21 protein-coding genes and 1 tRNA gene are annotated in these 26,066 nt (G+C 33.4%); 12 read left to right on the forward strand and 10 right to left on the reverse strand.

The window, feature by feature from the left end:
• Positions 1-10: 10 nt before the first annotated feature.
• From BW939_RS09490 to BW939_RS09510, 5 genes are all read right to left on the reverse strand, one after another.
• Positions 11-1,138: an AAA family ATPase gene (locus BW939_RS09490; RefSeq protein ID WP_076451793.1), complete on the reverse strand. Its 1,128-nt coding sequence runs from the start codon at positions 1,136-1,138 to the stop codon at positions 11-13.
• 1 nt (position 1,139) lies between these two features.
• Complete coding sequence (locus tag BW939_RS09495; RefSeq protein WP_084566637.1) at positions 1,140-2,405, reverse strand: restriction endonuclease subunit S; 1,266 nt, start codon at positions 2,403-2,405, stop codon at positions 1,140-1,142.
• 143 nt (positions 2,406-2,548) lie between these two features.
• Entirely contained in the window at positions 2,549-5,566 is a 3,018-nt protein-coding gene (locus BW939_RS09500; RefSeq protein WP_076451795.1) for a type I restriction endonuclease subunit R, read from the reverse strand.
• Between the two features lie 216 nt (positions 5,567-5,782).
• Positions 5,783-5,869, reverse strand: a tRNA-Ser gene (locus tag BW939_RS09505).
• Between the two features lie 47 nt (positions 5,870-5,916).
• The gene (locus tag BW939_RS09510) at positions 5,917-6,942 is read right to left on the reverse strand and encodes an asparaginase (RefSeq protein ID WP_076451796.1); all 1,026 of its coding nucleotides are present in this window, start codon (positions 6,940-6,942) and stop codon (positions 5,917-5,919) included.
• 84 nt (positions 6,943-7,026) lie between these two features.
• Between BW939_RS09510 and BW939_RS09515 the strand changes: the two genes are divergently transcribed.
• Together BW939_RS09515 and BW939_RS09520 are read left to right on the forward strand one after the other, a co-directional pair.
• Positions 7,027-7,689 (forward strand): TrmH family RNA methyltransferase, encoded by a 663-nt coding sequence (locus BW939_RS09515; RefSeq protein WP_076451797.1) that lies wholly within the window; start codon positions 7,027-7,029, stop codon positions 7,687-7,689.
• Between the two features lie 9 nt (positions 7,690-7,698).
• Positions 7,699-8,358 carry an XAC2610-related protein gene (locus BW939_RS09520; protein ID WP_076451798.1) on the forward strand — a complete coding sequence of 220 codons (660 nt, stop codon included), beginning with the start codon at positions 7,699-7,701 and terminating at the stop codon, positions 8,356-8,358.
• On the opposite strand, the gene BW939_RS09525 is transcribed toward BW939_RS09520, so the two are convergent.
• The 3 genes from BW939_RS09525 to tsaD are packed head-to-tail and all read right to left on the reverse strand — an operon-like array spanning position 8,355 to position 10,582.
• On the reverse strand, positions 8,355-9,050 hold the full coding sequence (locus tag BW939_RS09525) for an RsmE family RNA methyltransferase (RefSeq protein ID WP_076451799.1): 696 nt from the start codon (positions 9,048-9,050) through the stop codon (positions 8,355-8,357). The two genes, BW939_RS09520 and BW939_RS09525, sit on opposite strands and share 4 nt — an antisense overlap.
• Positions 9,051-9,096: 46 nt before the next feature.
• Positions 9,097-9,507 carry a hypothetical protein gene (locus BW939_RS09530; protein WP_076451800.1) on the reverse strand — a complete coding sequence of 137 codons (411 nt, stop codon included), beginning with the start codon at positions 9,505-9,507 and terminating at the stop codon, positions 9,097-9,099.
• Positions 9,508-9,565: 58 nt separating this feature from the next.
• Complete coding sequence (gene tsaD, locus BW939_RS09535) at positions 9,566-10,582, reverse strand: tRNA (adenosine(37)-N6)-threonylcarbamoyltransferase complex transferase subunit TsaD (protein ID WP_076451897.1); 1,017 nt, start codon at positions 10,580-10,582, stop codon at positions 9,566-9,568.
• Between the two features lie 4 nt (positions 10,583-10,586).
• Here tsaD and BW939_RS09540 point away from each other — a divergent pair, with 4 nt between their 5' ends.
• The 10 genes from BW939_RS09540 to BW939_RS09585 all read left to right on the forward strand — a co-directional run bounded on the left by BW939_RS09540 (position 10,587) and on the right by BW939_RS09585 (position 24,728).
• Entirely contained in the window at positions 10,587-15,377 is a 4,791-nt protein-coding gene (locus tag BW939_RS09540) for a translocation/assembly module TamB domain-containing protein (RefSeq protein ID WP_076451801.1), read from the forward strand.
• Between the two features lie 134 nt (positions 15,378-15,511).
• Positions 15,512-15,982: an Lrp/AsnC family transcriptional regulator gene (locus BW939_RS09545; RefSeq protein WP_076451802.1), complete on the forward strand. Its 471-nt coding sequence runs from the start codon at positions 15,512-15,514 to the stop codon at positions 15,980-15,982.
• Positions 15,983-16,052: 70 nt separating this feature from the next.
• The gene (locus BW939_RS09550; RefSeq protein WP_076451803.1) at positions 16,053-16,442 is read left to right on the forward strand and encodes a hypothetical protein; all 390 of its coding nucleotides are present in this window, start codon (positions 16,053-16,055) and stop codon (positions 16,440-16,442) included.
• A 93-nt stretch (positions 16,443-16,535) separates the two neighbouring features.
• A complete protein-coding gene (locus BW939_RS09555) occupies positions 16,536-17,516 on the forward strand; it encodes a pyruvate dehydrogenase complex E1 component subunit beta (RefSeq protein ID WP_076451804.1) in 981 nt (326 codons plus the stop codon).
• A 129-nt stretch (positions 17,517-17,645) separates the two neighbouring features.
• Positions 17,646-19,658: a KUP/HAK/KT family potassium transporter gene (locus tag BW939_RS09560; RefSeq protein ID WP_076451805.1), complete on the forward strand. Its 2,013-nt coding sequence runs from the start codon at positions 17,646-17,648 to the stop codon at positions 19,656-19,658.
• A 77-nt stretch (positions 19,659-19,735) separates the two neighbouring features.
• Complete coding sequence (locus tag BW939_RS09565) at positions 19,736-20,209, forward strand: Fur family transcriptional regulator (protein WP_076451806.1); 474 nt, start codon at positions 19,736-19,738, stop codon at positions 20,207-20,209.
• A gap of 3 nt (positions 20,210-20,212) precedes the next feature.
• Positions 20,213-21,946, forward strand: a complete 1,734-nt coding sequence (locus tag BW939_RS09570; protein ID WP_076451807.1) for an OstA-like protein — start codon at positions 20,213-20,215, stop codon at positions 21,944-21,946.
• Between the two features lie 210 nt (positions 21,947-22,156).
• A complete protein-coding gene (locus BW939_RS09575; protein WP_076451808.1) occupies positions 22,157-23,332 on the forward strand; it encodes an aspartate aminotransferase family protein in 1,176 nt (391 codons plus the stop codon).
• 126 nt (positions 23,333-23,458) lie between these two features.
• Positions 23,459-23,845 (forward strand): START-like domain-containing protein, encoded by a 387-nt coding sequence (locus BW939_RS09580; RefSeq protein WP_076451809.1) that lies wholly within the window; start codon positions 23,459-23,461, stop codon positions 23,843-23,845.
• Positions 23,846-23,918: 73 nt separating this feature from the next.
• Positions 23,919-24,728: an aminotransferase class IV gene (locus BW939_RS09585; protein WP_076451810.1), complete on the forward strand. Its 810-nt coding sequence runs from the start codon at positions 23,919-23,921 to the stop codon at positions 24,726-24,728.
• Positions 24,729-24,808: 80 nt separating this feature from the next.
• On the opposite strand, the gene BW939_RS09590 is transcribed toward BW939_RS09585, so the two are convergent.
• Both BW939_RS09590 and BW939_RS09595 read right to left on the reverse strand, forming a co-directional pair.
• On the reverse strand, positions 24,809-25,390 hold the full coding sequence (locus tag BW939_RS09590) for an N-acetylmuramoyl-L-alanine amidase family protein (protein ID WP_076451811.1): 582 nt from the start codon (positions 25,388-25,390) through the stop codon (positions 24,809-24,811).
• 104 nt (positions 25,391-25,494) lie between these two features.
• Complete coding sequence (locus BW939_RS09595; RefSeq protein WP_076451812.1) at positions 25,495-26,043, reverse strand: YqgE/AlgH family protein; 549 nt, start codon at positions 26,041-26,043, stop codon at positions 25,495-25,497.
• Between the last annotated feature and the right edge of the window lie 23 nt (positions 26,044-26,066).

Consider the following 26,066-nt stretch of genomic DNA (forward strand, 5'->3'; position numbering starts at 1 on the left):
TATTTCTGTTTTATGCCAGTATTTCAGGTAATTCAAATTCATATTTATCCGTAAATACTTTCAATATTTTTCTGAATAAATCTTTATTATCTTCATTCATTTCTACAGGTTGATAGATCGAATATTTCCCATGACTTAATAAGTTAAGTGCTCTGGAAAAAAGTACTTCGTCATTAACCCCTTTGATACAATTTGAAAAGTCGTCACTTCCGAAGAATGTAGATGTTTTTTCTAAAATAGCCCTTAACATATTGAAATGATAAGTGTTAATCTTGCCATTTTCAGAAACTTTCTTTAATTCTGTTAGCATTGCTACGTGATGAAAAAATGGTGTCTCCTCAGTTGCTCTCAAAATATATCCTTCTGTTCCATTCTTGTGCAGAAAATGACTTTTATGCTCAATCTTCTTTAGCTCGTTATACATTACGTTGTAGAACAATGAATGATGAGAAGAAATAACTACTTTTATTTTGTCTTTACCTTTTTTAAGAAGTTTGGCTAAATCACTTGCCACTGCAATGGCGTTGTTATCGTCAAGAGATGAAATTGGGTCGTCTATGTAAATATTTTTCACCCAATTGTAAGGTCCATCTCCATCATCATCAATTACGAGTTCAATTAAGACAAGGAAAATACACCAAATGAAAATATTTTCCTCACCCCTAGAAACCTTAATATCGGGTTGAATAATATACTCTGGTTCACCAGAATTAGGTCTAAATTTAGGATTTTTTACTTGTTTATTAAATGAAATAGTTTCCTTTATAAAATCAAGGTCAAAATTGAAGTCGGCATAACGTTCCAAATAAGCAAAAATTTTTTCATCTAACGCTAGTTCCTTAAATCCATCAAAAAATGCAGACTTAGTATTTATAATTAGATGTCTTTCAATGTCATTATCTAAATCGTTGTTCCAATGGAAAAGGTCTTCTGTAAAAGCGTTATAATACAATGTATCCGTTTGTGGATTTTTATTACGCTTTTTACTTATGTTTTTGAACTCCATCGAAAGTCGTGTTTTGCCTGTTCCATTGTAAGCATAGAGTAAAACGAAGTGATGATTGTTCAAATCATCTCTTAGTCTCACTGCCACATTTTTCAATGTTTTATATTTATATAATTTCTTTTGGACACTCATATTATTCACTCATTTTAGGAAAAAGCCCCTGCATAACTCCCTTTTTATGTATTTTTAATTGTTTTATTTTTGCTTTTTGGACAGTTATCAGTTCATCTACTGTTGAAAGACAGGAAGCAATTTTTTGTTGTTCTTTTTTTGATGGAATAAAAATAGGATACTGTAACATTGAATCTTTGTCACCACGAGGCATTTTCACACCCTTTGCACTTTCCATTACATAATTTATAAATACCTCATTTTTAAGAATGAATTCCAAAAATTCACTAATAACTTTCTCCTTTGCGCGAAATACAATAACATCATTTGAAGCGCCTCCTATTTTGTTTGCTTTCCATACTTTTTTTAAGTAAGGGCGGATGTTCGAAATAAGAATGTCATCATTTTTGAACTTGGTAAAATTGCCAAATAATGGAAGATTGGAAGCCATCGAAACACCATTAAATTCAGCTAACATATTTTCTGTGCTAATGTACGTACTTACGTTCAGCGTTTCAATTGGAATTTTTTCGTTTACTATAAATGCAACATCTTTATCTCCCAATTTTTTCTTCACCCAATCCCCATTATTTTTAAATTCTGGAAAGCGGAAGTTGGGTACTTTTTGACCTTTCTGAGGAAAAAGGTTTTGCATCAATGCTTTTTTATGATCTTTGAGCAAGTTCAACTTTCGAGAGTGTGCCGTAATTACTTCGTCTAAAGTAGACAAGCAGGAAGCAATTTTTTGCTCTTCTTTTTGGTTTTTAGGTAATGGGAAAAAAAAGTTCTCAAACAAATTACTTTTACTAATTCTTACTCTTCCAGCTCCACTTGAAAGACTTAATAGTTTAATTTGATTATCTCCAGTAGATAACAAGCTCATTAAAAAATAATTGTTGATATACGGGTTTTGTCTTATCCAACAAACATCAACACTAGTTACATATTTACCTTCGTAAGGGAAGATGCAACAATTGATTTTATTAGCGTCAACCATCCTGTTTATTAAGAGATCCCCTTTTTCAATTGGTGTTCCGTTTAACTCTAAAAATGTTTCTTCAGATATTGTTTTGAGGACTTTTTCTTTAAAACTTCCAAATCCAATACTTGAAAGCTGAACTATTTTATAACTTCCATTTGAAGATATGTCTTTTGAAAGTATCCAGTCACCATCACCACTTGGCAAATTATCAAAATCAGCAAGTCTTTTTATAGTCCAATTTTCCTCATTTTTAAACTCGGGAAATCGCAATTTGGGTATTAGTTTTTGTTTTTTATTCTTCATCATTATTTTCTGCGGCTTTTATTTTGTTCAAAACTAAAGTTTGTAATTCATATTTACATTTTTGTACATTATATTCCCATGCAAAAACCGTTAGGCTTCGTTGCAGTTTTGTGCATCTATAAGCATTATTAACAATATGATTCTTTTTACTCATAAGCTGCTAACCCGGAGATTTCATTGACTCCGGCTAATTTTTTCAATTGTGGTACTAATGCAGTCATTAATTCATTTTCAATACGGCTGCGTTCTCTCCAACCTAAATCTAAAGGCTCTAATAAATCGGTCAACTTTTCTCCGTCAAAAATCATTCTGCTAATGATATCATCAACAAAATCTTTTAAGCTTGTTGTTTGTAAACCGTAGCTATGGGCAATTGTTGCTAATTCTTTATTGTATTTGTTGTCTTTAAAAGTTTCGTAACCTTTTCGAAGCTCCTCCTCGCTTTGTCCTACGCTCCAATCTAAACTATCAATGTATTCGGACATATCTTCCTCTTCATCCATTAAGTTGGAGTTTGATTTGAGCAAACTTTTGATTTCCTCTTTGGTCATTTTTTGCTTGCCCGGTTTTTTACCTAAATTTTCAGCAGTTAATTTAATTATGTAGTCATAATCAATAATTGCAGAAGCAAATAATACGAACTCAAAATCAAGTTGTTGTATTTCTTCGGGAGCATTGTCGCCCTCTTGTTGCTGAATTTTCCGCAATTGTTTCGCTGTTTCTATGTAAGAGCTTCGGAATTCCTGCAGTTTATCTGTAGGTAAAATTTGCTCAATGATATTTTTTTGCTCATCATTCAAATCGGTATATTGATTGAGTTGGGTTTTTAGTTTTTGAATTTCTTTAAAGTTCTTAATAAATGTAATCCGTGCCGCATCACCCTTTAATCCATATACTTCATGCGGTTCACAAACCAAATTTTGATTCTGCATAAAATTACCAAGCTTTTCAACTGCCTCTTTGTATTGATTAATTACAATAGGAGCAGGGTCAACCATCCAGATTTCTTTAGCTTTGCTATCATCTTTTATACCAGAAAACAAGGTAATTGCTTGGTTCACTGATTCTTGTTGTGAACGAAAATCCAAAATATTGCCATAAGGTTTACTATCATTCAGCACACGATTTGTACGTGAAAAGGCTTGAATCAAACCGTGGTATTTTAGATTTTTATCAACATACAAAGTATTAAGATACTTTGAATCAAAGCCTGTTAAAAGCATATCGACCACAATGGTAATATCAATTTTATTTTTGTGAGCATATTCTTTATTACTATACTTGTGGTCTTTAATTCTACGTTGAACATCTTGATAATACAAATCAAATTCATTAAAAGTATGATTCGTGTTGAATTGCTTATTGTAATCTGCAATAATCTCCATTAATGCAGATTTCTTTTCTTCAGGGTTTTGTTTATTATCTTCTCTTTCTTGTGTTAAATCTTCTTGAAGTTGCTTTACATCCGCTGCATTTTTCTGACTTTTTGGGTCACCTTCTTTTGCAATTAATTGTGCTGGTGGCGAAAAAACACAGGCAATATTAAGCGGAACAAAATCGTGTCCTTCGACTTCGCTTAGGATACGCTTCTTTTCTTGAATGTTTTTAAACAAACGATAATATTCTATTGCGCTACTGATAGAAGACGTTGCCAAAATAGCATTGAATTTTCGTTGGTTAGTAGCAGCATTATGTTTTGTCAAAATAGCTTCTACAATAGCTTGTTGAGAAATGGCTTCGCCTGGCTTTGGATTTTGTTCTCCATTTCCTTTGAAATAATCTATATGAAATTTTAATACATTCCTATCGTCAATAGCGTTTGTTATAGTATAAGCGTGTAATTCCTGTTGAAAAATATCTTTGGTTTCTTTGTATTTTGCCTCTTCTCCGTTTCGCTGAATGTAAGTCGAATTTTTCTCGAATATGGGAGTTCCGGTAAAGCCAAATAATTGAGCTTTTGGAAAAAAGTTACGAATGGCTTTGTGATTATCGCCAAATTGGGAACGATGACATTCGTCAAAAATAAAAGCAATTCGTTTATTGGCTAATGGCTGTAAACGCTCCTTGTAATTTTTCTTTTGCGAACCATCTAACGCCAAACCTAATTTTTGAATTGTAGTTACAATTACTTTATCCGCATAATCAGTTGATAGTAATCTCCTTACCAAAGTTTCGGTATTGGTGTTTTCTTCTACACTTCCTTCCTGAAATTTGTTAAATTCTTCACGGGTTTGGCGGTCAAGATCTTTTCTGTCAACCACAAACAAACATTTTTCAATATCTGGATTATCTTTGAGTAGAGTAGAAGCCTTGAAAGAAGTCAATGTTTTTCCACTTCCTGTAGTATGCCAAATGTAACCATTCCCACGGTTTTCTTCTATACAATTTACAATACGTTTTACAGCATAAATTTGATAAGGGCGCATTACCAATATCTTCTGCTCACTTTCAACCAAAACCATATATTTACTCACCAATTCACCTAAAGTACATTTGCTAAGAAACTTCTCAGTAAAATTTGCTAAGTCTTTTATTGGTTTATTCCTTTCATCTGCTAGTTCATAGACAGGTAAAAATTGTTCATCAGCATTGAATTGAAAGTGTTGGTTTTTATTGTTGGCAAAGTAGTAGGTATTGCTTCTGTTGCTTACGATAAAAAGCTGCATAAAACAAAGTAAAGAGTTTCCATATCCATTCCCTTGTTCATTTTTATAGTCAACAATTTGCTGCATTGCTTTTCTAGGTGAAATGTCTAATTTTTTCAATTCGATTTGAGCAATAGGTAAACCGTTTATCAACAAAATAACGTCGTATCGATGATGGCTGTTTTCCGTATTTGTTCGCAATTGACTAATAACTTCAAAATCATTTTTACACCAATCCTTTATATTTACTAATGTGTAATGTAAAGGTGTACCGTCTTCACGCTGAAAATATTGTTTTTCACGTAAAATTTTAGAAGCTGAAAAAACATCTGGACTGATAATTTCTTCTCTAAGTCTTAAAAACTCAGAATCTGTCAAATGGACACGGTTAAGTTCCTCAAATTTGTTTCTAAAGTTTTGCTCTAACGATTTTCTGTCAGTTATTTCTGGACGGTAGATGTATTTTAAATCAATTAACTTCTGTATTAAAGCGTTTTCAATTTCAGATTCTTTTGTCATATGGAAAAGCATATTATCACTTACTCCAAATTTATAAAAAATCGAATTAGCGATGAAATTAGTTTAATTTTAAATTGGGATAGTATTATTTTGCATACGATCAACACTATACCCATTGTGCAAAAAATTATGTAGGGCATAAACTTGTAAATTAGCACCTAATTTAGCACCTGTAAAAATAAAACGCTGTAAATTAGTTATTTACAGCGTTTTTTGCAGAGAGGAAGGGATTCGAACCCTCGATACAGTTACCCGCATACTACCTTTCCAGGGTAGCTCCTTCAACCACTCGGACACCTCTCTATTTTGAAGACTGCAAAAGTACGGTATTTTATTGAATTTACAAATTCTTAATCTCCAGATTCACTTATTTCTCCACAAATATTTCTCGAAAAATTATCTGCGAAACTCCCTTTGTAATTTGAATTGCCAATTAAATGCATTGCTTTTGTAATAGCTGCTTCAGCAGTCATATCCCGTCCACTGATGGCGCCAATTTTCACAAAAATATTACTATTCTCATATTTGCCAAACGATATTCCACCTGAAATGCACTGACTTACTACTACGATTTCAGTTCCGTTATTTTTGATTTGTTGTAATGTTTTCAACGTATTTTCACTGCTGAAAATCGTTCCCGAACCAAAAACCTGCAAAATCAATACTTTCATTTTAGGAATTTCTTTAAAATGATTCAGTTTCATCCCCGGGAAAATTCTCCAGAATAATACATCTTCTGAAATATGTTCATCTACATGAAATTCAATTTTCTCATCGCAACGGAAAAGATTGTCTTTTTCAATTTTCAAATGAACTCCAGATTGTCCTAAAATAGGGTAGTTTGGACTAGAATAGGCGTCAAAATACTCCGCAGAATATTTTAAAGTACGGTTTCCTCTCAATAATTTATATTCGAAATAAATCGCAACTTCCTGAATCACCGCTTCGTTTTGTTCATATAAACTCGCGTAATACAAACTCGTTAGAAGATTTTCTTTAGCATCCGTTCTTAGGTCGCCGATAGGAAGTTGGGAGCCGGTAAGAATCACAGGTTTCTTTAAACCTTTCAGCATAAAACTCAATGCAGATGCGGTGTAAGACATGGTGTCTGTTCCGTGAAGAATCAAAAATCCGTCATATTTTTTATAGTTGTCAGAAACCAAATTGGCAATCATTCTCCATTCTTCTGGCCCCATGTCGGAAGAGTCCAGCGGCTGCGCAAAAGGATGTACAAAAACTTCACATTCCATGAGCTTCATTTCGGGCATTTTCTCAAAAATATTTCCAAAATCAAAGGCACGAAGGCTTCCGGTTTCGTAATCTTTTTCCATACCAATTGTTCCACCGGTATAAATGAGAAGGACTTTTCGCTTCATTTTTTAATTTAAATTAAAGATTTTGAGTTTCTTTTCAGGTTCAGAATTTCAAAATTACGTTAATTTGCAAAGATTTGAAAATAGATGGAAGAATTAGCGAAAACTTACGAGTATTTAAAACAGTTTTTAACGGAAGAAAGATTGAGAAAGATAGAACATTTTGCTCCGGAAAGTTCAGATTTTGTGCTTCCAGTTTTAGAAGATGTGTATCAATTCAGAAATGCTGCTGCCATTGTAAGATCTGTGGAAGCTTGTGGTTTTCATAAAGTAGTGGCTTTGCAGGAAGAAAATAATTTTGAGCCGAATTTGAAAGTCACGAAAGGTGCAGACACTTGGGTTGAAGTAGAAAAACTTCCCCGAAATATGGAATCTTTTCAGAAAATTAAAGATAGAGGCTATAAAATCGTTGTTGTTTCGTTGGAAAATAATGCCAAAATGCTTCCAGAATATGAAATTACAGAACCCATTGCTCTTGTTTTCGGAACCGAGATGGAAGGTGTTTCTCAGGAAATTTTAGATTTTGCTGATGAAACTTTAGCCATCCCAATGTATGGTTTTACAAGAAGTTTTAATGTTTCTGTTGCTGCCTCTATTTGTATGTATGAGCTAAAGCAAAAGCTTATGAAATCTACTATTGATTATAAACTGAATGAAGAAAAATTGCTGAAAATGAAAATTCGGTGGGCAGTGAATTCTATAAAAAGTGGTAAGCAGATTTTAGCGAAGTATTTAAGAGAAAATTCATGATTTCATTCAATGAAAAACATAATACTGTTGATTGGTTTATTTTTTATCTTTTCCTGTCAAAAAGAGAAAAAATCAAAACTTGTTGTTCCCAAAATCATACAAGATTCTTCATTAATTTCGAAGAATAAAGAAGATAAACTATCTGACGAAGAAATTTTAAAAATTCAGAAAGAAGAAGAGAAAGAAAGGTCACAAATTGTAAGAAAATATACTCTTTCAAAAAAAGGAAACGGTTTTGAATACAAGGTTTTCTGCGAAGAAGAGAAAAGTGGGATGATCAATTTTACAAAAGTAAATATTTTGAAATCCGGCAAATTATTTCAACAACTAAAAATTGATAAAGATTCTACACTTGTATTTCATGACTACGAAGTCGATTTTTCTTGTAATGAAGATTGGAATTTTGATGCCTATAATGATTTTAAACTGATTAATCGGGTAGGAATGGTCGATCAGTCGTACTATTTATGGCTTTATGATAAAAATTCTGGAAAGTATAAATTTTCACCCTCTTTTAGTAAAATTATAAATCCAGTTGCAAATAAAAAGAGTAAAGAAATTACATCAAGTTACCACGCAGGTCCTGTTACGTATTACTATTTTACGTATGAATTCAAAAAAGGTAAGTTTGTACAAACAAAGGCTGAGGTAGAGGGTGAAGGTGATTAAATCATCTTCTCATAATTCCACGCAGCAACAAAAACTCCGGCCGTTTCCGTTCTCAATCTTTGGTTTCCGAGAGAAACTGCTTTAATTCCTTTTTCAGCTAAAAACAAAATTTCTTTATCTGAAAAATCTCCTTCTGGACCGATCAGAAATGTGTAGCTTTCTAGTTTTGGAATTTCATTTAAATTAATTCTTTCTAAATTTTCGTTGCAGTGCGCTACAAAAGTAGTATCAGAATTTACATTTTTTAGAAAATCAGGAAGTTTAACCAAATCATTAATAATTGGAAAATGAAATCTCAGGCTTTGTTTTGATGCAGCAATCGCCTGTTTTTTTATTTTATCAATGTTTAAATTTTTACGCTCTGTTTTTTCGGTTTGAAGAAGGGTAATTTCAGAGATTCCCATTTCAACGGCTTTTTCAACAAAAAATTCAATACGGTCAATGTTTTTAGTTGGAGCAATCGCAATGTGAAGTTTCGTACTGAAATCTGCAGTTCCCGTTTTGATCTCGGTTACCTCAATTCCTGCTTTTTTACCTTCAATAATTAATTTTCCGGAAGCCACATTTCCTTTTCCATCGGTTATATGAATTTGCTCGCCATCTTTCATCCGAAGAACTTTTACGATGTGTTGCTGTTCTTCTTCGTTGATGAGTGCTTTTCCGTTATCTATTTCGCCAAAAAAAAGTTTCATATTTAGATATTTCGAGCTTGCTTAAATTTTTTAAATAAATGATTTTTTAAAATGCAATTTCATTATCACTCAAAAATGCTACTCCGGTTTTTATTGTTGTATAAATATCGCCTTCACAATCTCTGTATGAGCAAGTGTAGATTTCTTCAATCCAACTATTATTCATGAAAATCAAATTCAAATATTCGTTTTTCCTTAAATTGTTTTTGATAGATAAATAATCTCCCTCTTTTGGCTCAAAATCAAAGCTGAAGACATTTTCAGCATTAATTTTTTCAATAATTTCTTCCTTTATATTCTGAATAAATCCTGTTTCTGAACTTATCATTAGATAATCTTCTCCTTCCGGTGCTACCGTAACTTCATTTTTTCCTGTCACAGTTTCCAAAACCCAATAATATTTTGAGTTTTTTTTAGATTGTGTTCCCAGTACTTTTTCTTCTAATAATATTTTCATTTGTAGATGTTATTTTAAGTCTTTGTTTTATTTTTAAGTAATAATTTCAAAAAAAAAATTACAAATCGTATTTTGAAATCGCTGTAGTTCTCAAATCAGTAAACTCTCCTCTTTCAAATTTCAATTGAGCTACCATTGCAATCATTGCGGCATTATCAGTTGTGTATTCGAATTTCGGGATGTAAATATTCCAGCCTAGTTTTTCATGATTGTCCTGCATTACTTTTCTTAAAGCGGAATTGGCGGAAACTCCACCTGCAATGGCAACGTCTTTTATATTTAGATCTTTCGATGCCTTCTGCAATGTATTGATCAAAATTTCAACGATACATTTTTGTACCGAAGCACAAAGATCATTCATGTTTTCTTTAATAAAATTAGGGTTTTTCTTCACTTCTTTCTGAATGAAGTACAAAACCGAAGTTTTTACACCGCTGAACGAGTAATCATAATTTTCAAGCCGTGGTTTATTAAACTGAAATGCATTAGGATTTCCTTCTTTTGCCAATTGATCAATAATTGGTCCTGCAGGATAATCTAGATTTAATATTTTTCCTATTTTATCAAAAGCTTCACCGGCTGCATCGTCTATAGATTTTCCGATGATTTCCATTTCAAAATAATCTTTTACCAAAACAATCATGGTGTGTCCGCCGCTTACGGTAAGACACAAAAACGGAAACGGAGGAGGTGTAGGATTGGCATCGTCTATGAAATGTGCAAGAATATGTGCCTGAAGATGATTTACTTCTATCAAAGGTACGTTCAGGCTCATGGCTAAAGACTTTGCAAAAGATGTACCCACAAGTAGCGAACCCAAAAGTCCAGGACCTCTAGTGAATCCTATGGCAGAGATTGCATTTTGTTGTATATTTGCTTTGACGAAAGATTTTTCAACAACAGGAATAATGTTTTGCTGATGTGCTCTGGAAGCGAGTTCCGGAACTACACCGCCATATTCATTGTGAATTTCCTGATTGGCTGCAATGTTGGAGAGAATGGTATTTCCTTTGATAATCGCTGCTGAAGTGTCGTCGCAAGACGATTCGATACCTAAAATAATAGAGTCGCTCATCATAATGGCAAAGTTAGAGAATAATAACGAAAATAAGAACAAAAAATCGGTAAGTGAAAATCTGGAAGATCAGATGCAAAAAACCGTGGAAAATGTTCAGGAAACAGTAAAGGAAGCTTCAGATTTTGCTACTGAAGCTATTAAGCATCCCATAGATACTGCCCAAGAACTCGGAAAGCAAGCCGCAAAAGACGTGGTAAGCTACTCTTGGTGGGCAAAATTATTACTGATTCTTTTTTGGACGGTTTTCTCAATCGTTATTCTTGTTTTTATTGCAATTAATTTGCCTGTTACTAAAAGATGGGCTGCTAATCAGGCTTTGCAGATTGTCAACAGAGATTTTAAAGCCCAAATGTCTACGGAAAGTGTAGAAGTAGATTTTTTCGGGGATGTTACAATTAAAGGTTTAAAAATAAAAGATTATAAAAATCTTGATTTCATTAAAGCTAGAGAATTTAAAGCCAACTCCGATTGGTTTTCACTTGCAACCAATGTTGGGAAAAACAATTCTCTAAGTTTCAATGGTTTAAGATTGGTTGATGCTGATATAAAAGTCATTACATACAAAGGAGACAGTATTTCAAATTTTATAAGATTCACTAAACTTTTTGATAGCGGTAAGAAAAAAGACCCCTCAAAACCTCCATTTCAATTAAATTCAAGACTTGAAATTTTAAATTCTAAAGTTTCCATTATCAATCAAAATTCTCCAGGTGAAGCAGGTAAATGGCTTACCGCAACCAATGTTAATCTTATCGCGCCAAAAGTAATAGTAAATGGAGTAAACATTGATGCAACCATTAATAATTTCTCGTTTGCAACCAAGAGATGGGGGAAATCTCATTTTGTAGAGACATTTTCTACAGATTTTTCTATGACTGAAGATTTTCTATTTCTACAAGACCTTACTCTAAATACGGATCATTCTCTTTTACAAGGAAATATTAAATTTAATCTGAATAAAGGATCGTGGGCAGATTTTGCTGATAAAGTAAAATGGGAGATGGATATGAAGTTGGGAAGCCAAATCAGCGGATATGATATTAGCTATTTTGTTACCAATTGGGATAATTTTATTCCTTTTAATGTTTCTGGGAAGATGACAGGTCCACTCAATAATTTTACCCTCAATAATTTTTTGATACGAAATCCGCAGGTCAATATTGCAACAAAGAATATGGAAGTTAAAAATCTGTTGAAAGGCAATTTTTTAATTGATACCAACTCGCTTTCTGCTGATTTTACTTATAAAGATTTAAAGGCTATGATGCCAAAATTTATTTCTGCTAAAATGAAAAATTTTGCAGATGATTTTGGTAAATTAAAATTCAAAGGAAGCGCAAGGGTGAATCCGAAAGAAGTGTTTGTTTCATCAGCAGATCTTATTACCGGAATCGGGCAGGCAAAAATCACCAATTTTTCTTTAAGAGACTACAGCTCTGCAATTCCTAAATATTCTGGTTTGGCGGTTGTAAAAGACCTTAATACTTCCATCATTACCAAAAGTAAAGCCGTAGGTTTGATTTCTGGAAGATTTGATATCAACGGACAAAGTTTTGATGTTAATACGATGAGGGTTTCTACGAAATCTCAGATTTCAAGCATAGAAATTATGGATAAAGAAATCAACAATCTTTATCTTGACGGTTTGCTTGATCATAAAAAGTATAACGGTCTCATTACTGTAAATGATGAGGAAGTAAAAGCTGATGTAAAAGGTTTAATTGATTTCAGCACCTCAAGAATATTTGCAGACGTAGATGCCAATATCAGAGAATTGAATCTTAATTATTTTACTGGCCAACAAGGTCGTCAAGTAGTAAGCGGAAAAATCAATGGGAAAATGGCCATGTCAAACATCAATGATCTTGGTCTGGATGTAAGCGTTGACAACGTGAATTTTGCTACAGGAGGAAAGCAGTACAATATTCCTCATGCCAAGCTTAATACTAGAGTAGAAGGAGGCAACAGAATAATAGACGTAGATGCACCGGGAGCTATTGATGGGGAAATTTCAGGGAAATTTAATCTTGCCGATTTATCAGGAATGGTGCAGAATGGTTTGGCTAAAATATTAGTCGGCCCGGCGCCAAGAAAATTATACCGTGGACAGAGATTTAATCTTGATTTTAACGTAGAACAAGGTTTGGTAGCTTTATTTTTGCCAGATTTACAGCTTTCAACTGGTGCAGAAGTTTCTGCAGAATATGATGGGGATAGCAATAACTTAGTTTTAGATTTAGATGCTGCTTCCATGAAATACATCATGACAAAGCAACAGGAAGTTACAGATGCAGACCGTGCTTTGGCAGAAGCTAACCCCAATTATAAAATCAACGACCGTCTTGTGATGACGCGAGACAGTGCTTTGGTAGATAGTGTGAAAATCCGCATTAATACCGCTAATGTTGATCAGCAATTGTATGCGAAAATCAACAGATTAGAATATAATAAAAACATCCTTAAAGACATTGTACTTACGGGGAAAAATGAAAACAATTCTTTACTTAAAATTGCCACAAGCTTCAAACATGGGAGTTCGCAGGATGAGATAGAAGATAACCTGAAAAGCTATACCGTTAATTTTAATCAATCAAGTAATGATTTTGGGGATTATGTTTTCAGATTTGAACCTACTGAAGTGAGCTTTAATAATGTGAAATGGGCGGTAGATACCAATCCTGTTCTTGATCATTCTATTACTTATAGGAAGAGAACTTCAGATTTTGAAATTCAGAATTTAAGGATCTATTCTGATGAAAGTTCTTTACAGATTAACGAGTCCACTTTTAAGTCTGCAAAAGATTTTTATGTAGACGCAGATGTGAGCAATTTTGCTATTGAAAAAATTCTGGAAATGCAGCCCAGCGGAAATACAATGGATATCAAAGGTCTCGCAAACGGAAATCTTAAAGTAAAAATGGATCAGAATACGCTTCAGCCATTGATAGATCTTACGGTTGATGATATCATGATGAATGGTAATGATATGGGAGATATTACTATTTCTGCCACCAACGGATTCTCGTTAAATGTATATGATGTAGATGTAAAAGTAGCGTCAGCAGGAATTATCGGGAATAACAACCTTCATCTTACAGGAACAGTAAATAATAATACCTCTACACCTACAATCGATCTGAATGCTGAATTGGATGAATTTGATCTTGCTTTCACACAACAATTTGTACAAAGTATCTTCGGAAATATGAGAGGAAAAGCAACCGGAGATTTAAAAATTAACGGGACTTTAAAAAATCTAGACTATAGCGGAAGTATCGATCTTAAAGACTTTGGTTTAAAATTACTTTTTACTGGTGTAGATTATTCTTTTGATAATACTACGATTGATTTGTCTAAAGGTCTTGCCATCCTCAATGATATTGGTGTGCATGATGGAAGAACCAATTCTAAAGGAACGATTTCAGGTTTAATAAGATTTGAAACTCTATCTTCTATGGGAGTTTCGCTCCTGATGAGAGCAGATAATCTCCTGATGTTGAATACCACTCAGAAAGATTATGATCTTTTTTGGGGGAGAGTATACGGACAAGGCGAACTCTTCGTTGATGGACCAGTTTCAGCATTAAGTATTTCAACTCCCAATATGAAAGCACTTAATGGCAGTACTTTTACCTTTAATTCTGCATCTACTTCGAATGTGGAAGAATTTAAAATGTTGAGATTTTTAAAAGAAGGAAAAAGTGGTCTTGTAGTTTTGGAAGACAAGAAAAAAACAGGAGCCAATATGGACCTTGATTTTAATCTTGATGTAGATAAAGGCACAATTGTGAATGTTTTGGTAGGTGACGACGTTGGAAATATCAATGTAAAAGGAGCTGCTGATGATCTAAGATTCAGAATGAGCAGAAGTGGAAATATAGAATTAACAGGAGATTACATCGTAGAAAACGGAACATTTGTTTCTAAAGCAATCTTGAACCGTACTTTCCAGATACAAAAAGGCAGCAGCATCAATTGGGATGGTAACGCAATGACACCGATGCTTGATATCACAGCCAACTATGTGAGAATGGTTTCCAATACAGGGCAGTATCTTAATATGGGAAGCCTTGGGCAAGTAAGTGTACTACTTCAAGCAAAAATTTCAAATACATTAAATGATCCTGAAGTGGAATTGGGCGTTACTGCATTAGAAGTTTCTAGTCAGGTAAAAGAAGCTTTAGCTGCTAAAATAAATCAAACCGAAGGTGAAAATGTTCTTCAATTTGGATCTATTCTTCTTTTGAATAGTTTTAATACTTCCAGTACTGTGAGTTTTGATGCTGCAGGAATAGCAGAATCTTCAGGGTATAATATGTTGCTAAAACAATTGGGATCTGTTCTAAATACAATAAGCAGTGAATTTCAAATTGATTTAAATTATGTAAAAGGTGACCAGTTTTCCAATACGGGAGATCGTGCCAACGCAGGACTAAGCTTCGCGCTTTCACCAAGAATTGAAGTGAAAACAGGTTTAGGAATCCCATTAACCCAAACCGAAGGTACTACAGCTAATTATCTCTCAGGTGAGGGTTCTATAGAGTATGATATTTCTAAAAAAAATGATGGAACACTTATTTTAAGAGGATACTCTAAACCCACCAATATAGGAATGGGTGGAGGAACAAGTGGTACGGTTATCACAAATGGTTCTGCAAATCAGGCCTATGGAGGTGGTATTGTATGGAGTAAAAGTTTCAATTCTCTGTTCAAAAACAACAAAAAAGATAAAAAAACAGTTTCTAAAATTGATTCTGTAAAAACAGATTCCGTAATTTCAACCAATAAATAATCGTTAAACCATAATGATTTTTATCATATCTGTTAATTATAGTTAATGTTTGATAATTTTTTTTTAGTTAAATTATTTTTCCTAATTTTGTAAAAAATTTATAGATTTTTTACGAAAAATATAATTTCACTATTATGAACTATCAACTGGACGACATAGACAAGAAGATTCTTGACTTCTTAGTAGAAAATACAAGAATGCCATTTACGGAAATTGCTAAGCAAATGGATGTATCTGCAGGTACAATTCACGTAAGAGTAAAGAAAATGGAAGATGCAGGTATTATTTTAGGATCATCTCTAAGCATAGATTATCGTAAACTAGATTATCACTTTACTGCTTTTATCGGGATTTTATTAACTAAATCAAACCGCACTCAAGAGGTTTTAAAAGAATTATCAACCATCCCTAATGTAATTGAAGCAAGCGTTATTTCAGGAAAATACAATATTTTCTGCAAAGTAAGAGCGAAAAATACAGACGATGCAAAAAGAATAATCTATCAAATTGATGATATTCAGGATGTTATGAGAACAGAGAGTATGATTTCTATGGAAGAATACCTAAGCGACAAAAATAGACTGATCAACGCAATCACGATTTAATTTTTTTTAAACGATATAATTATTTACAAGAACTTATGATTTTTTTTCATAAGTTCTTTATTTTTGCACTATGGAAAAAGAATACAAAGAATATAGTTATTTTGATGAAGATCCTAAAAAAGGATGGGGGTTTATTTTGGCATTAGCCTCCCTGTTGCTATTTACTTCCATGGGAATAGGGTTAGATTTTGACGAATATCTGCAACATGAAAGTTTAAACATCCCGAAAGGATATTTTTATATCATTTTCTCCGTTGATGCTTTAATGCTTTTAGGAATTATATTGATGTTTTTCTACAGAAAAATAGGAATTATTCTATTTCCTGCAATGTTGCTAATGCATTTTTTCATGCACAACTATTATCTTTCTACATTTTTGTACTCAGATGTTACCAATCTTTTCTTGTTTACAGGTTTTGGAATGCTCGCAATTATTCCTAAATGGAAATTTTTTAAATAATATTATTTTTTTCAAAAAATAAATTAGAAAGAGTCTTTATTTCGTATTAATAAATAAAAATCTTATTTTTGTATCTAAATTTTTAAAATTACTATGGCAGAATATACTTTTCGTGAGGTAATTGCACAAGCAATGAGCGAGGAAATGCGCAAAGACGAATCTATCTTTTTGATGGGTGAGGAAGTTGCAGAATACAATGGCGCGTACAAAGCTTCAAAAGGAATGTTGGACGAGTTTGGTGCTAAACGTGTAATCGATACACCTATCGCTGAGCTTGGTTTTACTGGTATCGCTGTTGGTGCTGCAATGAACGGAAACCGTCCGATTGTAGAATATATGACTTTCAACTTTGCTCTTGTTGGGATTGATCAAATCATTAACAACGCAGCAAAAATCCGTCAAATGAGTGGTGGACAATGGAATTGCCCAATCGTTTTCCGCGGTCCTACAGCATCTGCAGGGCAGTTGGGAGCTACGCACTCTCAAGCTTTCGAAAACTGGTATGCAAATATTCCTGGTCTTAAAGTTGTAGTTCCGTCAAATCCTTATGATGCGAAAGGATTATTAAAATCTGCAATTCAAGACAACGATCCAGTAATTTTCATGGAATCTGAGCAAATGTATGGTGATAAAATGGAGATTCCTGAAGAAGAATATTACTTGCCAATAGGTAAAGCCGATATAAAAAGAGAAGGTACAGATGTAACTTTGGTGTCTTTCGGGAAAATTATGAAATTGGCACTTCAAGCAGCTGAAGATATGGCTAAAGAAGGTATTTCTGTAGAAGTGATTGATTTAATCACTGTTCGTCCATTAGATTTCGATACCATTTTAACCTCAGTAAAGAAAACAAACAGATTGGTAATTTTAGAAGAAGCATGGCCTTTTGGATCCGTATCTTCAGAAATTACTTACATGGTACAGCAGAAAGCATTTGATTATCTAGATGCTCCAATCAAGAGAGTTACTACTCCTGATGCTCCTGCACCTTACTCATCAGCATTATTTGCAGAATGGTTCCCGAAACTTGAAAAAGTAAAAGAGGAAATCAAAAATGCAATGTACGTTAAGTAAAAAAAAGCGCATAATTATAGAGAAAAACTTCCGAAAGGAAGTTTTTTCATTTATATAATGCATCACTATTTGTGCTGAGGGTCATAAATTTAGTATACATTTGCGCATTCAAAAAAATAATCAGCTGATATGGCAGAATTTACAGAAGGTGGTCATCATTTAGACTTGAAAAAACTTTCAATGGTTGGGGTTTTGGTTTCCTTAGGAATTGTTTTTGGAGATATTGGTACATCACCTCTCTATGTAATGAAAGCCATTGTTAATGCGAGAGGTACAGAGAACAATATGCCTTTCAATGAATATATTGAAGGTGCACTTTCTTGTATTATCTGGACATTAACTTTACAGACCACATTAAAATACGTTATAATTGCCTTAAGGGCAGATAATAAAGGTGAGGGAGGGATTTTGGCTTTGTTTTCTTTGGTTAAAAATTTAAAGAAACGATGGCTTTACTTGATCGCAATTATTGGTGCAGCTGCATTGATTGCTGACGGCGTAATTACCCCATCATTAACTGTAATGTCTGCAATTGAAGGACTCGAAATATACAATCCGCATACTCCGGTCGTTCCTATTACCATTGCCATATTAATCGTAATATTTGTTGTTCAGCAATTTGGCACAAGCTTTATTGGGAAGTTTTTCGGACCAATAATGGTAATATGGTTTCTTATTCTCGGAGGATTAGGTGTTTCTCATCTAAGCGAAAATTTTGAAATCCTAAGGTCTTTTAATCCTTACTATGCCTATAAACTAATCGTTGATTCACCAAGTGCTATTGTTATCTTGGGAGCCGTTTTTCTTTGTACAACAGGAGCAGAAGCATTATATTCTGATTTGGGGCATTGTGGAGCAAAGAACATCAGAGTAAGTTGGGCTTTTGTGAAAATAATGTTGATTTTAAACTATTTAGGACAAGGATCTTGGCTATTAAGTAACTATGAAACAGCAGGTTTAATTTCAAAAGAAGGTTTAATCACTATAAATCCTTTTTTCGGAATTATGGAAAGCTGGATGATTTTACCAGGAGTGATTTTGGCTACAGCAGCAGCAATTATTGCTAGTCAGGCATTGATTACCGGCTCTTTTACGATTTTTTCTGAAGCGATGTCTCTTAATCTATGGCCCAATCAAAAAATTAATTATCCTTCTGGTGTGAAAGGGCAAATGTATATTCCTAGAATTAATTGGGGACTGTTGTTTCTATGTGTTATTGTGGTGCTGCATTTCAAAGAATCTGGTAAAATGGAAGCTGCTTATGGTCTTTCAATTACCGTAACAATGCTTATGACAACAGTGTTGCTTGTTTTTTGGCTCTTGAAAAAAAGGGTCAACAAATTGCTCATATTACTTTTTGCAATGACTTATATGTCTATCGAATTAGGATTCTTCAGTGCAAACATCATCAAGTTTTTTGAAGGAGGATGGATTACCGTTATATTAGCAGGCTTCATTGGAATCTGTATGTATTCTTGGATTAATGGTAGATTAATCAAAGCTAAATTTATCAATTTTGTTAAAATCAGTAAATATGTCGCAATCATTAAAGACATGAAGCTAGATGAAACAATTCCTAAATATTGCACCAATCTAGCCTATTTAAGCAGAGCAAAATACAATGATGAAGTAGAAGCGAAAATTATTTATTCTATTATTAAAAAGCAACCGAAAAGAGCAGATCATTATTTTATATTAAGTATTGTAAATCAGGAAGATCCTTATACTTTTAAATATACTGTGGATGAAATCTTGCCAGGAACAATTTATAAAGTTAATTTCCTTTTAGGGTTTAAGGTAGATAGAAGAATTAATGATTATTTCAGTATGGTTCTCAAAGATTTGATGGCTGAAGGTACAATACCTTCTGTAAGTAGCCATCCGTCATTAAGAGCACACAATATTCCACCAGACCTGAAGTATGTGATCATCGATAACACTTATATCAACGATATTCTTTTAACTGTGAAACAGAAAATCACCCTTAGTTTATACAACTTTGTAAAGTATATCGGAAGCGATGATTTTAAAGCTTGGGGAGTTACAATGCACAATGTAGAAGTAGAATCAGCACCTTTAACGGAAGAAACTATTTCTGCAAACAAAATCCAGCAGGCTAACTTTAAGGGATTTAATTTTTAGAATATCAGTCGTATACTCTCTGAAGTGGTACATTGTATTTAAATAAAAATCGATAAATTTGTAGTATAAATTTATTAATGGATACTTTACAAAAAGAAAAAAATATATTTCTGATAAAAGACGTTTTAAGAAACTATTTATTAGAAAAAGGCTTTAGGAATACTCCTGAACGCTACACTATTCTTGAGGAAATTTACAATATGGATCATCACTTTAATGTGGATGATCTGTATTTGCTGATGATGCAAAAAAAATATCATGTCTCTAAAGCAACAATTTACAATACTATTGAAATTTTTCTTGATGCAGGTTTAATTCGCAAACATCAGTTCGGAGAAAAAACCCTCACTTCGTCTTCTTACGAAAAATCTTATTTCGACAAACAGCATGACCATTTGGTTATCTATAAAAAAGATTCAGATAAAGAAATTCAAGAGATTATAGAATTCTGTGATCCTCGTATTCAGGGTATTAAGGAAGCTATAGAAAGTGCTTTCGGCGTGAAAATTGATTCGCATTCGCTGTATTTCTATGGTACCAAGAATGATTAATTAATGAAGATATTTTCTTTTCTACTTATTTTCTTTTCTGCATTAGCAGGAGCACAAGAAAAATCTAAACCTGCACAACGTGATCCTTTCTTAAAAAATAAGACTGTAAAATCTGTACCTGGAAAAAAAGTTAAGATTATTCAGGCAGAAATTATTGGTGTAGATGCAAAATTGTATGATGGCAATCAGTATCTAAAAGGAGATGTGAAAGTGGAGCATCAAGGTTCTATTCTTAGTGCAGACCTCATTGTAGTATACGAAGAAGAAAACTTTGCCAAAGCAATAGGTAATGCCAGACTTGAAAATCCCGATGGTTCTGTAATTACAGCTTCAGAAATGGAGTATGACGGGAATACCCAAAAAGGGGTTGCCAAAAAAAATGTAGTTCTCAATGATCCTAAAGGCACAGTAATCAAAACTGAAACAATGTACTACGATAGGATTTCAAATCTTGCGTATTATAACACAGGAGGAACCATTAATGATGGCAAAAGTACTACTTACTCAAAATCTGCAACCTATAATTTAGCACTAAGAACAATTAATCTTACAGACAATGTGAAAATTGAAGATAAAGATTATATTTTGGAAGGTATTAATATTGTTCAAAATCAAAGTACCAACGAGGTAGACATCAAAGGACCAACCAATATCATCAATAAAAAAAATTATAAAAACCGAATTTACACCGAAAACGGTACCTATAAAATGAATTCAAAGGAAGCTTTTTTAAATAAAAATTCCAGAATTTATTACAATGATAAAATTCTTACCGGAGACGAAATGTACTTTAACCAAATTTCCGGTTTTGGAAAGGCAACGGGAAATGTAACTTTGGATGATCCTTTAGAAAAAAGATACATCAAAGGGGGATATGGAGAGATTTATGAGAAAAAAGATTCTTCTATGATGACCAAATCACCTTATGCTGTAAAGATTTTAGAAAAAGATTCTATTTACTTTGCTTCAGAAAAAATAATATCTTATCAAAAACCAGATACTGCCGATGCTACCAAGAAGAAAAGTTTTTTAAGGGCTTTTAAAAAAGCAAGAATTTACAAATCTAATGCACAGGGTAGAGCAGATTCTATTGCTTTTAATGAAACAGATGGTGTGATGCACATGTACACCAATCCTATTCTTTGGAGCGATCAGAAGCAGGTAACAGGTGATAAAGTTGAAGCTTATTTCAATACTTCAAATGAAAATATTGATTCGTTAAAAGTTATAGGGAATGCCTTGGCGATTAGCAAAGCAGATTCTCTGAATAGGAAAGACGAATTTAACCAAGTGAAAGGTAAATTAATGTCTGTCTTTTATGAAGTAGGGAAAATTAAAGAAGTCAAAGTTATCGGAAATGCTCAGTCTATTGCGTATGTAGATGATGTAGACTCAGCTACAAAAAAACCAATCAGAATTGGTATTAACCTTTCTTCTTGCGGAATTATCGGTGCCTTGTTTGAGGAACAGGCTTTACAGATTCTTTCCTGTAACATCGGAGCGACAGACGACACTTACCCAATGAGTATGATTGAACCCTCCAAACGGAAATTCCCCGATTTCAACTGGAATACCAAAGACCGAATACGGAAGTGGCAGGATATCCTCGTTGACACCCCCGATTATGAAGAAATAAAATACGAACCCGAAACCTCACTCTACGATCAGTCTCAGAAAATAATTGATGATGCCAAAGCGAAAGAAGAAGCTAAAAAGCCGAAAAGGGTACGTAAATAAAAATGAAAAATCAGAGTTTTTGGCTCTGATTTTTTTGTTTAATATTTCTTTTGAAAGATTTAGGTTGTAATATTCCCTAAAAACCACACCATAAAAATTTATCCCAGCCATCCGAAGTCTCCTGACTTCGGAGTTTTATATATATACCAATTTTTAAAACAGTTTCTTCCCAATCTTATTATATTTGCGAAATCATTTTTAAAGGAAATCATGCAAAAGGAATTTTTTAAATATCAGGCGCAGACGACGCAGTTTGCTGCAGGTTTTGAAGTTGAAAAAGCAGTGGGAACTTATATATACGGAACAGATGGCAGAAAATATTTGGATTTTGTAGCAGGAGTTTCTGCCAATACTTTGGGTCACTCTCATCCGAAAATCGTGAATGCAATTAAAGAGCAGGCAGAAAAATATCTTCACGTCATGGTGTATGGTGAGTATGCTCAGGAGAAACCTGTTGCACTTTGTGAGCTAATGGCAGAATCAATTCCAGATCCTTTAGAGGTAACTTATCTTGTCAACAGCGGCGCAGAAGCGATTGATGGAGCTTTAAAGTTAGCCAAAAGATATACCGGAAGAGAAGAAATAATCTCAATGAAAGATGCTTATCATGGTAATACCCACGGTGCACTTTCGGTCTCTGGAAATGAATATCATAAAAGAGAATTCAGACCATTGCTGCCGATGGTGAATTTTATTGAGTTTAATAATGAACAAGATTTTTTTAAAATTACAGAGAAAACGGCTTGCGTCATTGCAGAAACTATTCAGGGTGCTGCGGGATTTCTGATGCCTTCGGAAAACTATTTCAGAAATCTTAAAAAACGTTGTGAAGAAGTAGGTGCTCTTTTGATTTTAGATGAAATTCAACCCGGATTCGGGAGAACGGGAAAATTATTTGCATTTGAACATTACGGAATCGTTCCCGATATTTTGGTAATGGGAAAAGGCATGGGCGGTGGCGTTCCGGTAGGAGCATTTATGAGTTCAAAGAAAATTATGGAGACTTTATCTCATTCTCCAAAATTGGGTCATATCACAACTTTTGGTGGTAATCCTTTGATTGCGGCTTCAAGTCATGCTACATTAAAAGAAGTTTTAGACAGTGGATTAATGAATGAAACTGATGCTAAAGAAAAACTTTTCAGAGATCTATTGGTACATCCTAAAATTAATAATATCAACGGAAAAGGATTGATGTTGGCAGTAAATTTAGGATCACCAGAATTTACGATCCAAATAGCAAAAAAATGTATGGAAAAAGGGTTGATTGTTTTTTGGCAACTCTACCGCAACGAATACATGAGAATTTCGCCACCACTTACAATCACTGAAGCCGAAATCCGGGAAGGTTGTGCTATTATTTTGGATGCTTTAAATGAAAAATAACTCAAAACTGCAATGTGTACAAGAGTGTATGATAAAAATCATAAACCTTTTATAAAAAAATATCATCTGTTTTGTTAAATAAAAAAATTAATTTATATATTGCGAGACGATTAAAACAGAGAATATATGGCGAAAAATAAAGTCCATTATGAGTTTCCAATGCACTGTCTTTCAGAGATTTTATACGAATATCTGGCTACAGCAGAAGGTTTGTCAGAATGGTTTGCAGAAGATGTGGTAGAGAAAGGTGACGATTTCTTTTTCAGCTGGGGCGGTGGTCCTGCTGAAAAGGCTACATTGATCAGATATAAGCCTGAAGGTTTTGTGCGTTTCAGATGGGAAGAAGATGAGGGAACCAAAAATTTCTTTGAAATGACCATCACAATTGATGATATTACAGAAGATTTAGCTCTCAATATTACAGATTTCTGTGAAGAAGGTGATGAAGAAGAAAATGCAATGTATTGGGAAAATCTTATCATAAATCTCAGAATAAAATTAGGTGCTGCTTAAGATTACAATACCACAATATAAAACTGATGAACGATTTATCGTTCATTATTTTTTTAGTTAAATCAAATAAAAATTGAAAAAATATACCTTTAATTCCGGAGATATCAATGCTGCCAACCGGGCATTTACCTTGGGTGATGCCGTGAAAGTTTCTTTTTTTATAAGAAATTCTAAATTAATATTAGATGAAGAATGCTATTTCTTCTTGATGGCTTCAATGCGAAAAATGCGTCTCAATATTCCTTTGAGCTATACTTTAGAGTTTTTTCAAAACCTCTTTAATGATGAAGTTATTCAAGATAAATCTGTTTCAAACGGAATTATCAATTTCTTGGCTTTCAGAAATAATGATGGAGTAACTCTTTCAAAATCCACAGTTTCTTACTTTTTTGAAGTTTCAGAATGTGCAGATGTTCTAGATATTCACAATGGAGTATTAGAATTAGATTTAATAAAAGAGATCAATGTAAATACTAATTTTTTGAACAATATCCGAGTGCATTCTCCCGAAAATATTTATGGGAGTATTTATGCCGAAGAAAATGACTTAGATGATGTGATTTTCCTTAATCCCAACAAACGTATTGCAAGAACTACTTCTGGGAATTTGCTTTTCTTGGAAGGTGATATTATAAAGACACCAAAACATACTGAAGGTGCTTATATCTCGCCTTTACTAGAGAATTTCGTTACATTTGTTCATAAAAATAAACTTGCCGATATACAAGAGCAAGAAATGATTGCATTCGAATCTCAAAAAGCTGAAGAGATTTTGTTGATTTCTGATGAAAAAGGTATTTTTTCTGTAGGTAAAATTAGAAGTAAAACTTTTGTCAACACAAGATTTACAGATCTTGTTAACCAATGGAAAGCGAGTTTCTAAAATTGACAAACCCGGTAAACAACGTTTTATAGTCCTTTACCGGGTTTTTTTTCTGAACCAGTCAGAGTTTGTATCGTAAATTACAATTCTTTGAAAATTTTATCAAATTTAGCCGCAACTTCAAGTTGGCCTTCCTGGCTAGATAAATATTTTCTATCTTTCGTACTATTCAAAAACCCTAGCTCCACCAAAACTGTTGGCGATTTTGATTCTCTCAAAATATGGAGGTTTTTTTCTGCAATAGTACATTCACCAAGATTAGACGAAATCACTTTTGCCAATTTTTTAGAGTCTTCTGTAGATTGCGTGTAGATTTCGTAACCAGATTTTTCACTTTCAGGCTTCGGACTGCTGTTCATGTGCAGAGAAATCACTGCTGTAGGATGAAAGCTATTTATTTTTTCTGTTCTATCTTGTAAACTAGATTGCGTGTCGTCATTTCTAGTTAAAACGATTTCATATTCAGAATTGTTTTTATTGAAATTTGAAATTTCTTGAGCTATATCCAAAACAATATCTTTCTCGGAAATTCCGCTATGTTTAGCTCCAAAATCTTCTCCTCCATGACCTGCGTCTATTATAATAATCTTTTTATTAATAGGAGTGAATGATAAGAAAGATGCCACAACAAGAGAGCTTCCCAAAAGTTTAAATGTATTCATTTTCAAGAATTTTATTTATCCAAATAACGTGAATTTTTCCTTAAATATTAGTTAAAATAGATTTAAAATTTTGTTAATAAATGATTTTCAGTTTTTTTGCCAACTTAGTTCATAGAAATATCTTCAGGAGAATTGGCCCAAAGCAAAAACTCGCCACCCAAATTTTGCATAATAGATTTCCATAAAGTTTGATCGTTGGGAAGTGTGTAGTCTAGATTATAGACATCAACTACAGTCCATACCTTGCGAGAAATTTCATTCTCAAGCTGTCCAGACGTCCAGCCTGTGTACCCGGAAAATATTTTAAAATCATTCACGCTGAGTTTATTGGTCAATACAGAAGCTATTACTTCTTCTACATCTTCTGTTAAATAGTAATCGTCAGCAATTTCAGAATAGTCATCGGTAATTTTTTCTCCTTTAATGATAAAGAAGACTTTGTCATTTTCTACAGGACCGCCATCATAAACATCGATTTTAAATTCAAAAAGACTTTTAAATCTTGTGCTTATTTTGGTATTTTTTTTATTGAGAATTAGTCCAAAACTTCCGCTCTCATCATGATCAAGTATAAGAACTACAGACCGTGAAAAAATATCGCCCGAAACATCCGGTGTAGAGATTAATATTTTACCTTTGTAAGAGTAATTCATACTCAAATGTAATAAAAATTCTT

Origin of the sequence: Chryseobacterium piscicola (genome assembly GCF_900156685.1) — a bacterium.
GTDB lineage: Bacteria > Bacteroidota > Bacteroidia > Flavobacteriales > Weeksellaceae > Chryseobacterium > Chryseobacterium piscicola.

What these genes read in the sequence shown, in the direction of transcription:
- BW939_RS09490 (WP_076451793.1), bottom strand. Translation starts at nt 1,138, where the DNA reads ATGAGTGTCCAAAAGAAATTATATAAATATAAAACATTGAAAAATGTG.
- BW939_RS09495 (WP_084566637.1), bottom strand. Translation starts at nt 2,405, where the DNA reads ATGATGAAGAATAAAAAACAAAAACTAATACCCAAATTGCGATTTCCC.
- BW939_RS09500 (WP_076451795.1), bottom strand. Translation starts at nt 5,566, where the DNA reads ATGACAAAAGAATCTGAAATTGAAAACGCTTTAATACAGAAGTTAATT.
- BW939_RS09510 (WP_076451796.1), bottom strand. Translation starts at nt 6,942, where the DNA reads ATGAAGCGAAAAGTCCTTCTCATTTATACCGGTGGAACAATTGGTATG.
- BW939_RS09515 (WP_076451797.1), top strand. Translation starts at nt 7,027, where the DNA reads ATGGAAGAATTAGCGAAAACTTACGAGTATTTAAAACAGTTTTTAACG.
- BW939_RS09520 (WP_076451798.1), top strand. Translation starts at nt 7,699, where the DNA reads ATGAAAAACATAATACTGTTGATTGGTTTATTTTTTATCTTTTCCTGT.
- BW939_RS09525 (WP_076451799.1), bottom strand. Translation starts at nt 9,050, where the DNA reads ATGAAACTTTTTTTTGGCGAAATAGATAACGGAAAAGCACTCATCAAC.
- BW939_RS09530 (WP_076451800.1), bottom strand. Translation starts at nt 9,507, where the DNA reads ATGAAAATATTATTAGAAGAAAAAGTACTGGGAACACAATCTAAAAAA.
- tsaD (WP_076451897.1), bottom strand. Translation starts at nt 10,582, where the DNA reads ATGAGCGACTCTATTATTTTAGGTATCGAATCGTCTTGCGACGACACT.
- BW939_RS09540 (WP_076451801.1), top strand. Translation starts at nt 10,587, where the DNA reads ATGGCAAAGTTAGAGAATAATAACGAAAATAAGAACAAAAAATCGGTA.
- BW939_RS09545 (WP_076451802.1), top strand. Translation starts at nt 15,512, where the DNA reads ATGAACTATCAACTGGACGACATAGACAAGAAGATTCTTGACTTCTTA.
- BW939_RS09550 (WP_076451803.1), top strand. Translation starts at nt 16,053, where the DNA reads ATGGAAAAAGAATACAAAGAATATAGTTATTTTGATGAAGATCCTAAA.
- BW939_RS09555 (WP_076451804.1), top strand. Translation starts at nt 16,536, where the DNA reads ATGGCAGAATATACTTTTCGTGAGGTAATTGCACAAGCAATGAGCGAG.
- BW939_RS09560 (WP_076451805.1), top strand. Translation starts at nt 17,646, where the DNA reads ATGGCAGAATTTACAGAAGGTGGTCATCATTTAGACTTGAAAAAACTT.
- BW939_RS09565 (WP_076451806.1), top strand. Translation starts at nt 19,736, where the DNA reads ATGGATACTTTACAAAAAGAAAAAAATATATTTCTGATAAAAGACGTT.
- BW939_RS09570 (WP_076451807.1), top strand. Translation starts at nt 20,213, where the DNA reads ATGAAGATATTTTCTTTTCTACTTATTTTCTTTTCTGCATTAGCAGGA.
- BW939_RS09575 (WP_076451808.1), top strand. Translation starts at nt 22,157, where the DNA reads ATGCAAAAGGAATTTTTTAAATATCAGGCGCAGACGACGCAGTTTGCT.
- BW939_RS09580 (WP_076451809.1), top strand. Translation starts at nt 23,459, where the DNA reads ATGGCGAAAAATAAAGTCCATTATGAGTTTCCAATGCACTGTCTTTCA.
- BW939_RS09590 (WP_076451811.1), bottom strand. Translation starts at nt 25,390, where the DNA reads ATGAATACATTTAAACTTTTGGGAAGCTCTCTTGTTGTGGCATCTTTC.
- BW939_RS09595 (WP_076451812.1), bottom strand. Translation starts at nt 26,043, where the DNA reads ATGAATTACTCTTACAAAGGTAAAATATTAATCTCTACACCGGATGTT.